15 protein-coding genes are annotated in these 13,474 nt (G+C 62.9%); 5 read left to right on the top strand and 10 right to left on the bottom strand.

The window, feature by feature from the left end:
• Position 1 precedes the first annotated feature (1 nt).
• From trhO to ON14_RS09185, 5 genes are all read left to right on the top strand, one after another.
• The gene (gene trhO / locus ON14_RS09205) at positions 2-889 is read left to right on the top strand and encodes an oxygen-dependent tRNA uridine(34) hydroxylase TrhO (protein ID WP_010204675.1); all 888 of its coding nucleotides are present in this window, start codon (positions 2-4) and stop codon (positions 887-889) included.
• 67 nt (positions 890-956) lie between these two features.
• A complete protein-coding gene (locus ON14_RS09200; RefSeq protein WP_010204674.1) occupies positions 957-1,982 on the top strand; it encodes a 6-phosphofructokinase in 1,026 nt (341 codons plus the stop codon).
• 59 nt (positions 1,983-2,041) lie between these two features.
• On the top strand, positions 2,042-3,370 hold the full coding sequence (locus ON14_RS09195) for a hypothetical protein (RefSeq protein WP_010204673.1): 1,329 nt from the start codon (positions 2,042-2,044) through the stop codon (positions 3,368-3,370).
• A gap of 67 nt (positions 3,371-3,437) precedes the next feature.
• Positions 3,438-4,427, top strand: a complete 990-nt coding sequence (locus tag ON14_RS09190; RefSeq protein ID WP_010204671.1) for an MDR family oxidoreductase — start codon at positions 3,438-3,440, stop codon at positions 4,425-4,427.
• Between the two features lie 31 nt (positions 4,428-4,458).
• On the top strand, positions 4,459-4,866 hold the full coding sequence (locus tag ON14_RS09185) for a DUF1304 domain-containing protein (protein ID WP_010204670.1): 408 nt from the start codon (positions 4,459-4,461) through the stop codon (positions 4,864-4,866).
• A 114-nt stretch (positions 4,867-4,980) separates the two neighbouring features.
• On the opposite strand, the gene ON14_RS09180 is transcribed toward ON14_RS09185, so the two are convergent.
• The 10 genes from ON14_RS09180 to ON14_RS09135 all read right to left on the bottom strand — a co-directional run bounded on the left by ON14_RS09180 (position 4,981) and on the right by ON14_RS09135 (position 13,474).
• On the bottom strand, positions 4,981-5,733 hold the full coding sequence (locus tag ON14_RS09180) for a uroporphyrinogen-III synthase (protein WP_010204669.1): 753 nt from the start codon (positions 5,731-5,733) through the stop codon (positions 4,981-4,983).
• 42 nt (positions 5,734-5,775) lie between these two features.
• Positions 5,776-6,003 carry a DUF3618 domain-containing protein gene (locus ON14_RS09175; RefSeq protein ID WP_010204668.1) on the bottom strand — a complete coding sequence of 76 codons (228 nt, stop codon included), beginning with the start codon at positions 6,001-6,003 and terminating at the stop codon, positions 5,776-5,778.
• Positions 6,003-6,431, bottom strand: coding sequence for a phage holin family protein (locus ON14_RS09170; RefSeq protein WP_010204667.1), 429 nt, complete (start codon positions 6,429-6,431; stop codon positions 6,003-6,005). Before ON14_RS09170 ends, ON14_RS09175 begins: the two co-directional genes overlap by 1 nt.
• Before the next feature lie 7 nt (positions 6,432-6,438).
• Positions 6,439-6,792: a hypothetical protein gene (locus ON14_RS09165; protein WP_026037636.1), complete on the bottom strand. Its 354-nt coding sequence runs from the start codon at positions 6,790-6,792 to the stop codon at positions 6,439-6,441.
• 173 nt (positions 6,793-6,965) lie between these two features.
• Positions 6,966-8,345, bottom strand: a complete 1,380-nt coding sequence (gene hemL, locus ON14_RS09160) for a glutamate-1-semialdehyde 2,1-aminomutase (RefSeq protein WP_010204665.1) — start codon at positions 8,343-8,345, stop codon at positions 6,966-6,968.
• A complete protein-coding gene (gene hemB / locus ON14_RS09155) occupies positions 8,342-9,298 on the bottom strand; it encodes a porphobilinogen synthase (protein ID WP_237719724.1) in 957 nt (318 codons plus the stop codon). Before hemB ends, hemL begins: the two co-directional genes overlap by 4 nt.
• Before the next feature lie 35 nt (positions 9,299-9,333).
• Entirely contained in the window at positions 9,334-10,248 is a 915-nt protein-coding gene (gene hemC, locus ON14_RS09150; RefSeq protein ID WP_010204662.1) for a hydroxymethylbilane synthase, read from the bottom strand.
• Positions 10,245-11,414 carry a ferrochelatase gene (locus ON14_RS09145; RefSeq protein WP_010204661.1) on the bottom strand — a complete coding sequence of 390 codons (1,170 nt, stop codon included), beginning with the start codon at positions 11,412-11,414 and terminating at the stop codon, positions 10,245-10,247. Before ON14_RS09145 ends, hemC begins: the two co-directional genes overlap by 4 nt.
• Positions 11,411-12,091, bottom strand: coding sequence for a hydrogen peroxide-dependent heme synthase (gene hemQ / locus ON14_RS09140; RefSeq protein ID WP_010204660.1), 681 nt, complete (start codon positions 12,089-12,091; stop codon positions 11,411-11,413). Before hemQ ends, ON14_RS09145 begins: the two co-directional genes overlap by 4 nt.
• Positions 12,092-12,148: 57 nt before the next feature.
• Entirely contained in the window at positions 12,149-13,474 is a 1,326-nt protein-coding gene (locus ON14_RS09135; RefSeq protein ID WP_010204657.1) for a protoporphyrinogen/coproporphyrinogen oxidase, read from the bottom strand.

Genomic DNA, 13,474 nt, shown 5'->3' with positions numbered 1-13,474 from the left:
TGTGGCTGTTCCTAAGATCCTTCTCTTCTACGTGTTCACGCCGCTGGCCGATCCGGAGGCTGTGCGGTTGTGGCAGCGCGACCTCTGCGAGTTCCTCGGGCTCGGCGGTCGCATCATCCTCTCCAAAGACGGCATGAATGGCACCGTCGGCGGCGAGCTCAAAGACATTAAGCGGTATGTGCGCAAAACGCGCGAGTATCCGGCGTTCAAGCACATCGACTTCAAGTGGAGCGAAGGCCAGGGCAACGACTTCCCGAAGCTCAGCGTGAAGGTGCGCGACGAGATCGTCAGCTTCGGCGCTCCCGGTGAGCTTCAGGTTGACGAAAACGGTGTGGTCGGCGGCGGCACAAAGCTGAGCCCCGAAGAGCTGCATGAACTCGTGGCCCGCAAAGACGTGACCTTCTTTGACGGCCGCAACCCCATCGAGGCTGCGATCGGCAAGTTCACCGATGCGATTGTTCCGGATGTCGACACCACTCGTGACTTCGTCGCCGAACTCGACAGCGGCAAGTACGACCACCTCAAGAACATTCCCGTCGTCACCTACTGCACGGGCGGCATCCGCTGCGAAGTGCTCTCCTCTCTTATGCGCAGCCGCGGATTCGGCGAGGTCTACCAACTCGACGGCGGCATCGTTCGCTACGGCGAAAAGTACGGCGACTCCGGCCTGTGGAACGGTTCGCTCTACGTCTTCGACAAGCGCATGGCCATCGACTTCACGGCAGACACGAAAGCGATCGGCGAGTGCTACCAGTGCGGCGCGGCAACCAAGCGCATCGAGAACTGCCACAACCCGGCCTGCCGCGAACAGTTCGTCGTGTGCGATGAGCACGCAGCCACCACGGCCTGCTCCGCGCATCCGATCGCTACCCTCTCGGCTATTAAATAACGGCCGAAGTTAACATTTTCTGGTTTTCATGGCTTTCGGGCCTAAAGCTATGCACCATGATGGATTCATGAAGATCGGAATCCTGACCAGCGGTGGCGACTGCCCCGGGCTGAACGCAGTTATTCGCGGCATCGTGCTCAAAGGCACCCAGGTTTACAACAAAGAGTTTGTCGGCTTCCGTGATGGTTGGCGTGGAGTCGTTGAAGGCGACGCCATGCCCCTCGAGCGCAAAGACATCCAGGGCATCTCCAAGCAGGGTGGCACCATTCTGGGCACCTCGCGCACCAACCCCTTCGAGGGAACCGACGGCGCAGACACCGTGCGCGAAAACATGGAACGCCTAGGCGTCGACTCCCTCATCGCCATCGGTGGCGAGGGAACCCTTGCTGCTGCCAAGCGGCTGACGGATGCCGGTATCAAGATCGTCGGAGTCCCCAAGACGGTAGACAACGACCTTTCGGCCACCGACTACACGTTCGGCTTCGACACCGCCACGCAGATCGCCACCGACGCCATGGACCGCCTGCGTACCACCGGCGACTCGCACGGCCGCTGCATGGTCGCCGAAGTCATGGGCCGCCACGTGGGCTGGATTGCCCTCCACTCGGGCATGGCTGCTGGCGCCCACGCCATCCTCATCCCCGAGCAGAAGACGTCAATGGCGCAGATCGTGGAGTGGGTAAATTCTGCTCGCGACCGCGGCCGTGCGCCCCTCGTTGTTGTTGCCGAAGGCTTCACCCTCGACACCATGGATGACGCCCACTCCGAGCGCGGCCTCGATGCTTTCGGCCGCCCCCGCCTCGGCGGAATTGGCGACATGCTTGCCCCCGAGATTGAGGCCCTCACCGGTCTCGAAACTCGCTCGACCACGCTCGGTCACATCCAGCGCGGGGGAACGCCAAGCGCCTACGACCGCGTACTCGCCACTCGCTACGGCCTCGCCGCCGTCGACGCCGTCATTCACGGTCGCTGGGGTCGCATGGTGTCGCTGCAGGGAACCGAGATCACCAACGTTGCTTTCGAGGATGCTCTCGGTAAGCTCAACACGGTGCCGCAGTCACGCTACGACGAAGCCGCTATTCTCTTCGGCTAGCCGCAGCATCCCGCACCACCTGTAACCCACTGACCGCAGCGCTGCAGCAGAGAGAAACTATGGCCGAGGCACCGGATGAACGCGGCGAGCAGCTCGAACCGCCCAAGCTAAGCGAACGCGTCGAACACCTCGCTCCGCCAGCGTCGCCGCAGCCGCAGCCGCAGCCGCAGCCGCCAACTTTTGGCGAGCGCATCGAGCACTACGCACCGCCCGCGTACGGTCAACCGTTCGCACCGGTCCCGCCGCCAACCTTCACACCAGCACCTGCCAAGAGGAGCCATGCCAAGCTGTTCCTCGGGGCAGGAGCGTTGTTGGCAGTGATCTTGGTTGGCGCGCTCGTGCACGCTACCGCCAGCACTTCCTACGACGTCGCGCTCGAGGACTTTCAGGTGGCCACCCAGATCTCGGCCGAAGCCCACGATGTGCTGCGGATCACCGCGGCTACCGCCACAGACGCTGGGCTGAACGCCGACTCGATCGCTGCTGCGTCCACCCCTGAACTTGTGGATCCTGTTGCGCTCACCGAGTTCACGAGTGCCGCAGACGAGCTCGCCGAGTTGGTCGTTGTCGCAGACAAGATCGACAGTGATCGTTCTACTTTCGAGGTTGCGCGCAAGCCGACATTCGCTTGGGATGTGTGGCGAGAAGCCTCCGATCTGCGAGCACACATCCTCACGCATACCTCCGAAACCGCCGACGCCGATGCTGCGCAGACACTCGTGCAGCAGTCCCAGGGCGTGCTCACCGAGAAAGCTGTCGTGCTGTTCAAGTCGGCTGTCGCGGCCGGACCCGCCTTCGAGGCCGCGCACCTTTCTGCTCGCAATGACCAAGTGATTGCGTTCCGGGTCGCTCGTGAAGATCTGGACGTTTTCGCGAACGGCGTTGATTCCGCGTCGGTCGACAAGATGGAGATCCTGGCCGCTGCAGCAATTGCCGTCACCGTGTCAGAGCAGGCAGAGCTCGCCGAAAAAGCCGGGCCTCTTGAGGCTCAGCGATTCGCCGCCGAAGCTTTCGCACGATCTCTCGCCGGAGGAGTGCTCCTCGAGTTCGATTGGTCGCCCATCGTGAACGGCTACGGGCAAGGCGACTCTCTCGGTGGGCTCACCACGTGGTGGTCGCAAGGCGACAATAGGGCCGTGATCGAACTTTCGGATTCAACTGCGCGCCTCTGGCCGTCGGATCGATCCCAAGCACTCGTGGCTCACGAGGTGGGGCACGCCATCAGCAGCAAATGCCCCACGATGCTCGATATCTCTAGCCAAGATTCCATCGAGCAGTTTGCCACGGCGTGGGCACTCAGCCACGGCCATACCGCGGGCGGCAACGGAGTATCGATTTACGGTTATCCACCGCAGTCGGTCATCGACCTTGCCGCAACCTGCCGCTAAACCTCCGCGATGGGCACGACTCACCCGGCGACGGCGACAACTCAGCCTCGCACCCTAGGCTTGCCCCATGTGGCGTGGAATTGAAGTAACCAAGAACGAGACTGACCCCAAAGCTCCGGCACACGTCGAGCTTTCTGAGCAACTGGATGACAGCATCCTGATGCCGGGAGATGTCACCATCGATGTCGAGTTCTCAAGCCTGAACTACAAAGATGGCATCGCACTCACAGGCAGGCCGGGCATCGTTCGCGAGCCGCACCTGATCGCTGGGATCGACCTTGTCGGGGTCGTAGCGGCATCCGATGATTCACGTTTTAGTGCCGGTCAGCGGGTTCTGGTGAATGGGTGCGGCCTTAGTGAAACCCACCATGGTGGTTTCGCCGAGCGTGCGAGAGTTCCCGGCGACTGGGTCGTGCCAGTGCCCGCCGGAATCACCAACAAGCAGGCCGCCGCCATTGGCACGGCAGGCTTCACGGCAATGCTTTCCGTGCTCGCGCTCGAACGCGGTGGCGTCACGGGCGACGTTCTCGTCACCGGTGCGGCGGGTGGTGTTGGATCGATCGCGATCGCACTGCTCAGTCGGCTCGGTTTCACGGTCTCCGCCTCCACGGGGCGCGAAAGCGAACACGATTACCTGCGCGAGCTCGGTGCGACAACGATTATCGATCGCGCTGAATTGAGCGCAGAACCTCGCGCCCTCATGAAGCAGCGGTGGAACGGGGCCATCGATGCCGTCGGCGGCACCACCCTCGCGTCAGCAATTGCCTCAACCCAGTACGGCGGAACCGTCACCGCCTGCGGCAACGCCCAATCCAGTGATCTCCACACCAGTGTGATGCCGTTCATCTTGCGCGGCGTGAGCCTAGTGGGCATCAACTCTGTCTTCACGCCCCGAGAACGGCGAGTGGAGGCGTGGGATCGTCTCGAACGCGATCTCGACCTCAGCATCCTGGAGGGCACAACCTCCATGATCGGGCTCAGCGAGACCATCGCTGCCGGCGAAGACATCATCGCCGGCAGAACTCGTGGTCGCACCGTGGTTGACGTGCACGCCTAACCACCGCCAACGCTGTGCCAGACTTTCGAGTATGAACAGTCTCTTTGCCGTCCTCGGATCGGCGTTCGTTTTTCTCGCCGCCCTCATCCACATCATGATCTTCTTCATGGAGAGTGTTCTCTGGAACAAAGCCCGCGTGCAGAAAACTTTTGGCGTGAGAACTGCTGAAGAAGCGGCGATCGTCAAGCCGTGGGCCTACAACCAGGGTTTCTACAACGCTTTTCTCGCTCTCGGCGCTGGCACCGGACTCGTCATGATGGGGTCACTTAACCTGTGGCCGGCGGGCGTCGCCTTGGCAATGTTCGCGGCACTCAGCATGCTCCTCGCCGCCATCGTTCTTATTACCTCGCAGCCGAAGATGGCACGCGCTGCCATTATTCAGGGAGCTCCCCCGCTGCTGGGCATCATCTTCTTGGTACTTGCCCTCAACGTGGGCTAGATCGCAGAACAGCACACCCCGGGTTACAGGTCCTGCCCCGGGAGTGCCAGACAGCTATCCCCGCCCGAAGGTCAAGAGCGTAAGGCAGGTAGGCCCGGGCGGGTAAGACGAGTGCTAGCGGCTGAGGTACTCGCCGAGCGTTTCGACAAGCGAGACGCTTGAGCGATCTTCGGCAATGACGTGCACGGTGAGCCCGGCAGCGCGTGCATCGAATGCAGTGCGTGGACCGATGCAGGCAACGATCGTGGTTTCGGGAAGAGGTGCGAGTTGCTCGGCTACTTGCCGCGCGACCGATCCTGAGCTCACAAGAACAGCGCCGATACGACCGGATGCAACGTCGTCGCGCACTCCGTCGGCCACCGGCATTCCGATGGTTGTGTAAGCAGAAACGCTAACAACCTCGATACCGAGCTCCCCAAGACCATCGGGCAGTGTGGTGTCGGCAAGATTGGATTGCGGCGTCAGCACGCGAAGCCCGGGCGTGCGATCGGGCCATTCTTTGACCAGACCGCGGCCGGAGTTGTCGAACTCGGGCACAAAATCAACGCGATGACCCGCGAGAGTGAGGGCAGCGGCCGTAGTCTCGCCGACGGCGGCAATCTTGGTATTTTCGGGGATGATGACCCCGCTTGCCGTGAGCACGTCGACCGTTGTCGCACTCGTCACAGCAAGCCAATCGAATTGGCCATCATTGAGTTCATGGAACGCGTTAGCGAGTGCCGGAACGTTTTCCGAGGGTGCGAAATTGATAAGTGGTGCGATTACCGGCACTGCGGAATAACTTCTCAAAAGTGCTGCGACGCCGTCGCCCCAATTGCCTCCGCGTGGTACCAGCACGCGCAAACCATCGAGTGCTTTTCTAACCATGTTCCTATACTCCCCCTGTTGGGGAGTCAGACGCTAATCGAGCTAGTCGTCGTCGCTAAGAATTGCCCACGCAACGACGGCAACAACCGACACTGCTGCTGCCGCTGCACCAATAATCCAGGGCAGCGGGTTGCTCTCATAGGAGCTGCGCACCCGGGTCGCTACTTCGTCGACGCGCTTGCCGACGTTGAACCTATCTTCGATCGCGTCGAGGGTGCGCTCAAGTTCTGCGCGAGCCTGCTCGATCTTGTCTTCGTTGTTGTCAGACATTATGACCTCCGCTTTCGGGTGCCTTTGATGGCACGAACATCACTCTTAATACTTTCGATCGTTTCGGTGGGAGCCGGTGGTGTTCCCTTTTTGACCAGACTCACGCCGATCAGCACAAGGATGGCCGTGATTACCAGCAGGATGCCGGCCACAATTAGGGCGGCGGCCCACGCAGGCACAACCTCAGCGAAGCCAAGCACGGCGGCAGCGATGAGCACCATGAGGGCAAAGAGCGCGAAGAACGCTGCTCCCACAAAAAGGCCTACGCCGATTCCGGCATGCTTGAGCTTCGCCACCATCTCGCTCTTGAGCGATTCGATTTCTCCGCGAACGAGCTCGCCAAGAAGGCGAGGCACGTCGGCGATGAGTGCAGCTAGCGAACGTTTCGGTTCGCGTTGGGGGTCTGTCTTCGGTGATTCACCGTACATGGCAGCCCTACTTTGCGTTGGTGGACTTCGTCGAGGATGCCGTTGACGAAGACTTCTTGGCGGCAGGCTTCTTTTTGGCGGCAGTAGTCGTGGTCGCCGAATCGCTCGACGATGACTTGTTGCCCTTGCTGCTGGCTACCTGCTTGACGACCTTCTTGGCGCCGTCGGCGAGGAATTCCGCGACATCCGGAGCCTTGTCTTTCACAAAATCTTCAGCGTTGTGACGCTGTTCCGCAATGCGGGGATCGTTCCACAGCTTGCCTGCTGTGGCTTTGATCTTCTCGTACTTTTCGCGGCCAGCGCGGGTTCCGAGCACGTAGCCGATGCCGAGTCCTACTACTAGGAGGATCTTGCCCTTCATGGTGAACTCCATTTCGTTGCCGGTTGGTTCTTCCAACATACTCGCGTTAGCTGCAGCCCGTGGTCAGGGTTTTCTGGTAACGCAGATAGCCATTCTGGAGCATATTCTCAGATTGGCATAGGGCAGCCCAGCGAACTCACACAGAGTTTTCAGTTGGGTGGCTCTTCGCTGACCTACTGCGGGGCGGATGCCGCGGCGGCAGCCTTCGCGGCGGCCGGCAGTGCTTCGACAATCTTCGAGACCACGCCATCGTCGTGGGCTGCCGAAACGAACCACGCCTCAAACACACTCGGAGGCAGCGAAACCCCCGACTCCAACATGGAGTGGAAGAAGGGCGCGTAGCGGTAGCCCTGCTGGGCCTTCACGTCGGCAAAGTTCATGGGTTCGGTCGGGGTGAACGCGAACGAGAACAGGTTGCCCGCGTGCTGCACAACGTGCTCAACACCCTCAGCGGAGAGCGCGGCCGACGTCTCTGTCGAGAGCGTTTCGGCAACCTGGTTGAGCCGCGAATACACGGCGTCGGCGGCGAGCCGAAGCGTCGCGAGGCCCGCCGCGACGGCGACCGGGTTTCCGCTCAGGGTGCCTGCTTGGTAGACCGGGCCGAGGGGCGCCAGCAACTCCATGATGCGAGCCGAACCACCCAAAGCGGCCAACGGCATCCCGCCACCGATGACCTTGCCGAAGGTGAAGAGGTCGGGAACCCAGCGTGCGTCGGGAGTCTCGGGGGTGGCGGCCGCGGCGGCACGCGCATCCAAGCCCCAGTAGCCAGCGGGATCAACGCGGAAGCCCGTGAGAACTTCGTCGCTGATCGCGAGGGCGCCGTGTTCGTGGGCGATGCGCACGATGGCTTCGTTGAAGCCGGGCTGCGGGGCGAGAACACCCATGTTCGCGGCGGCGGCCTCGAAAATGACACCGGCGATGTCGTGACCGTGCTCCGCGAAGACCTGCTCGAGGGCGGCAACGTTGTTGTACTCGATCACGAGAGTCTGCGCGGCAGTCTCGGCGGTGACGCCAGCGGAACCGGGCATCGACAGCGTGGCGAGACCAGAGCCAGCTTCAGCCAACAGCCCGTCGGAGTGGCCGTGGTAGTGACCGGCGAACTTCACGAGCAGGCGGCGACCGGTGGCACCGCGAGCAAGGCGGATGGCCGTCATGGTGGCTTCGGTTCCAGTGGAGACGAGGCGCAAGCGTTCGATCGGGCTGACTCCCCCGACGCTAATGCGCGCACGCACGAGTTCGGCGAGCTCGGTCTCGGCGGGAGTGGACGCTCCAAAGCCGAGGCCGCGCGACGCAGCCTGCTGTACGGCGTCGATCACTTCGGGATGAGCGTGGCCGAGGATGGCGGGGCCCCAGGAGTTGACGAGGTCGATGTACGACCGGCCCTCGACATCCGTCACGTACGAGCCGGAGGCCTTCACGTAAAAGCGGGGCGTTCCGCCGACGGAACCGAAGGCGCGCACGGGCGAGTTGACACCGCCCGGCAGCACGCCGCGAGCGCGGTCGAACGACTCTTGGTTGGTAGCGGGGGCGGTGGTCGGGGTGCTGTTGCTCATCGGCGTAGCCATTCTGCAAGTTCGGTTGCGTAGTAGGTGAGCACCGCTTCGGCACCGGCCCTCTGGATGCTGAGTACTGATTCTTCGATCGCCCGGCGGCGGTCGATCCAGCCGTGGGCTGCGGCGGCCTCGATCATCGCGTATTCGCCGGAGACTTGGTACGCCCACACGGGCACGCTACTGATGGCACTGGCGTCGGCCAGCACGTCGAGGAAGCTCATGGCGGGCTTGACCATCACCACGTCTGCACCTTCGTCGATGTCGAGTTCGACTTCACGGATGCCTTCGCGGCGGTTGGCGGGATTCTGTTGGTAGGCACGGCGGTCGCCCTCGAGCGAGGACTGCACTGCTTCGCGGAACGGGCCGTAGAACGCCGACGCGTACTTGGCGGCGTAACCGAGCAAGGGGGTGTCAGCGTGGCCGGCGGTGTCGAGGGCGTCGCGCACGGCGGCAACCTGGCCGTCCATCATGCCGCTGAGGCCGAGCAGTTGCGAGCCAGCCTCGGCCTGGGCGACGCCCATCTCGCGGTAGCGCTCGAGCGAGGCGTCGTTGTCGACGACAAGTTCGATCATGCCGGTCACGGGATGCGTGCGCTCGCGCAGCACCCCACAATGTCCGTGGTCGGTGAATTCGTCGAGGCAGAGATCGGTTTGCACCACGAGGGCGTCACCGGCCTCGGCGACAGCGGCGCGCGTAGCGACGTTGAGGATTCCGTTGGGGTCGATCGCTCCCGAGCCTTCGGCATCCTTGTTCTCCGGAACGCCGAACAGCATGACACCACCGATGCCCAGCTCGGCGGCTCTGGCGATCGCCCGACGCATCGAGTCGAGCGAATGCTGCTGCACGCCCGGCATCGAACTAATCGGCACCGGTTCGCTCAGGCCTTCGCGCACGAACATGGGCAAAATCAGCTGGTTGGGGTGAGTGCGGTTTTCGGCGACGAGGCGACGCATCGCCGGGCTTGACCGCAAACGGCGGGGGCGGATGATCACGCCTGAGCCCCCGTGAGTTGCCCAGCGCCCTTCGACAACAGCTCGTCGGCGACCCGCTGTGCAGCCTCGCGCGCCGGATCTTCAAGGTCGTTGACGTAGAGCGCGTGAGAGCTGGTGAGGAACCGCGAACCGTCGAGGGCATAGACCCGGGCATCCAAGAAGAGGAGACCGTCGTCGATGACGGCGTGCGCTCCGAGAGGAGCCGAGCATCCGGCATCAAGGAAGGCGAGAACGTGGCGCTCGGCATCCGTCTTGGTGCGGGTGGGTTTGTGGTCGAGCATCGAGGCGAGCTTCTCTTCGCCGGTGCGAGTTTCAATCGCTAGGGCACCCTGACCCGGTGCGGTCGGCCAGCCTGCGATTCCGAGATATTCGGTGATGGCAGCGGCACGGCCAGCACGCGCCAGGCCCGCAGCAGCAAGAACGACGGCATCGAGGTGTCCGTCGGCGACTTTGTCGAGTCGCGAGTCGATATTGCCGCGCAGATCGACAACCTCAAGATCGGGGTAGAGCGACCGTAGCTGAGCTTGACGACGCGGCGAACCGGTGCCGACGCGCGAACCAGCAGGAAGAGTCGCGAGAGTGAGCTCATCGCGGGCACACAGCACGTCGCGCTCGTCGGCACGCTTGGGCACGGCCGCGATCGTGAGACCGGGTACCGCGCCCGTCGGGAGATCTTTCAGCGAGTGAACGACAACATCGCATTCACCAGCAAGCAGGGCGTCACGAAGAGCGTTCGCGAAAACCCCCTGACCGCCAATGGTGGAGAGCGACTCGGTTGAGCGGTCCCCCTGAGTCGAAATCGGAATGATCTCCGTCTCGACGCCGGTTTTACTTTCGAGCGCGCGAGCCACCGTGGTGGTTTGCGCCATCGCGAGCGTGCTGCCGCGCGTGCCGATACGAATTACGGTCATGGTGTTACCCCCGCGGCTGCCGGCTTAAAGCCCAACCGCACATTTTCACAACACCCGGGACGACACACGTCATACCAGGGGCCGAGTTTGGTTAGTGCGGGGCGGTCTGCCACCGGCACTCCGTCGCGGCGCTCCAACACAAGGTCAACGAGACCTGTGACGAACGCCGGATGTACGCCAGGCGTAGGAACGCGAACGGCAACCATGTTGTGGCCTCCCGCAGTTTCCAGCGCCTCGGTGTCAAGATCCCACTTCACTTCCATGTGGTCAGAAATGAATCCGACCGGCACGATGACCACTGCTTCGATACCGTCAGCGGCGAGCGCATCAATCGCATCGTTGATGTCTGGCTCGAGCCACGGCATCGAGGGCGGGCCACTGCGCGACTGGTAAACGAGGCTGTGGGCGGGTTGCGGTGCGTCGGGCGCATCGACGGCCTGCGCGGCCATCACCACTTCTGCCACGGCGAGGTGCTGCGCCGCGTAGGCGCCACCCTCACCAAAACCGCGCGATTCTGGGCCACTCTTGGCCGCATCCGTCGACGGAATCGAGTGGGTCGTGAAGAGCACGTGCGTTTTCTCGGGCGCAATGCCCTTGGCCGCGATCTGAGCGAGACCGTCACGAACGCCGTCGATAAACGGCTGCACGAAGCCGGGGTGGTCGAAGAACTGACGCACTTTGTCGATCTGAATCGTGCCGAGCAGGCCCGTTTCTTCGAGCGCAATTGCGTAATCTTCGCGGTACTGGCGGCAGCTCGAATACGAACTGTACGCGCTCGTGCCCACGGCGATCAGTTTCGTATAGCCGCGCTCGTTAGCTTCGTTCAGAGCATCGCGCAGGTAGGGATTCCAGTTGCGGTTTCCCCACAGCACGGGCAGGTCGATGCCGCGGCGGGCAAGCTCAGCTTCGAGGGCTGCCTTCAGCTCGCGGTTCTGGTCGTTGATCGGACTAATGCCGCCGAACGCCCGATAGTGGTGCGCAACCTCTTCGAGGCGTTCTTCGGGGATACCGCGACCACGCGTGACATTCCGCAGGAACGGGATGACATCGTCTTGGCCCTCCGGTCCGCCAAAACTGGCGAGCAGAATGGCGTCGTAGGCCACAGCCTCTTCGACATGTTCGGGGCCGGATGCCGCGGCATCCGTTGCTGCAAGAATGCGGGTCATGCCAGCACCTCAGCAATCTCCTCAAGCGAAATACGACGGCCCGTGTAGAAAGGAACCTCTTCGCGCACGTGCAGGCGGGCATCCGTCTGGCGCAGGTGACGCATGAGGTCAACCAGGTCAACGAGTTCGGGAGCTTCGAGCGCGAGCATCCACTCGTAGTCTCCGAGCGCGAAACTGGCGACAGTGTTGGCAAGAACCTGGGGCATCTCGGAGCCCTTCATGCCGTGGTCGCGCAACATCTTGCTGCGTTCAGCGTCGGGCAACAGGTACCACTCGTAGCTGCGCACAAACGGGTAGACGGTGAGCCACGCTTCGGGCTCCTTGCCACGCATGAACGCCGGCATGTGGCTCTTGGAGAACTCCGCATCGCGGTGAACACCCATCGCGTTCCACGTGGGCAAAAGGGTCGCGAGCGGTTCGCTGCGACGAAGTTCACGAAGGGCCCACTGAATGTCTTCGGGGTTGCTGCCGTGCAGCCAGATCATGATGTCGGCATCGGCCCGCATGCCCGAGACATCATAGAAACCACGGATGGTGACACCGCGGGACTCAACAGCGGCAACCGCGGGTGAAAGATCGCCAGCGGTTGCAGGACGGTGCGGGTCGCGACGGAGAACCGCCCACAATGTGTAACCCAAAACTTCGGTGGCGTTGTCGACGTCAGTCATGTTTTCCATTCTCTCCCCTGCCTTCTGGGCACGCGGGGAAACTACCTGTGAGTTAGGTGAACCTAACTATTCTAGCTTCGTGGGCGCTGGGGATTCGGTGGATGCCGGGGCGGCATTGTCGGCGTCAGCAGCCGAGACAGCGTCGGCGGCGGTCGCGGCAAGCACCAGCATTCGATCGACCATCGCGTTGGCGTGCGTGATGATGCCGGCCAGCCCGGTGCCGCCGACGGTCTCGCCAACAACGACCACGCCATCCGTGCGTTCTGCTGGTGCGAGCGCTGCGGGGCGAATCCACTGTTGGCGGGCAAAGTCCACGACTGATTCTGGCGCGAGCGTTACGCCCAGCAAAACTTCAGCATCGTGGCGAGCAACCTCGGCCAGGTCGTCGGGTTCGTCGTTGTACGACAGGCGCACAATGTGACGACCCTCAGCTTGTTCTTTCAGCCACTGCCATTTTGCCGTGGCATGCGTCAGCGCGCGAGCGGAAACCTTGGTGCAGCCGGGGGCGACGAGCACCCCTGAACCGCGAGGTTCGGCGTCCAATTCTGGCGCGTCAAGCACGAGAGTGGCGAGCGTCACGGTTCGACCACGAACCGGCGCGAGGATGCCGGGGGCGGCCACGATCACGGTGCCGTCGAGGTCGGCGAGCGCCTCAGCACCCCCAATGCGGCGCTCGAATTCGACAATGACGCCATAGGTCGTGAGGTCAGCCGCTAGTTCGGTAACGAGGCGATTGACGCCGCCCCGGATGCCCTGAACCGCAGTTCCGGCGGGCATCGCGTGGCGCATCGAGCGCACCGCTGCCGCCAGCGAACCATGCAGCGCGAGACGCTCGGTAAGGGTTGCGACCCGGTCGAGCGGGAGGTCGTTGGGGTGCAGCGAGTACACGCCGTGCACGACGGGCGCAACAAGTTTCTCGACGACAGCCTTGCCCATGCGGCGACGCACGAGTGCACCCAGCGAAACATCGGTGCGTTTGCCGAACCACGGAATCAGCGAATCGAGTTGAGCCCGAAGGGCACCGCCCAGGCCAAGAACCGCAATCGTCTGCGCATCGAGCGGCGTTGCCGGTATGCCCAAAATTCCTGTGCTGGGCAGCGGAAGGGCCGCGCCATCCACGGGCTGCAGCCAGGCGCCCTCGTCGCCGGGCGAAACAATTTCGGCGCCGAGGCCGAGTTCGCGAGCGAGATCGGCAACAGTATTGCCGCGGGTGGCGAAACTTTCGGCTCCGGCATCCAAATTGATGCCGCCGACGCGGTGGGATGCCACGGTGCCGCCCAGATGATCGCTTGCCTCGATGAGGCGCACTGTTCGGCCAGCCATCGCGAGCCTGCGCGCCGTGACAAGTCCGGCGATGCCGCCACCGACAACGGTGAATTCTGTCGTGCTCAC

The sequence above is a fragment of the Salinibacterium sp. PAMC 21357 genome, from assembly GCF_000247645.1.
GTDB lineage: Bacteria > Actinomycetota > Actinomycetes > Actinomycetales > Microbacteriaceae > Rhodoglobus.
Note: the sequence above shows the minus strand (reverse complement) of the source record. Positions and strands in the feature narration are given on the sequence as shown.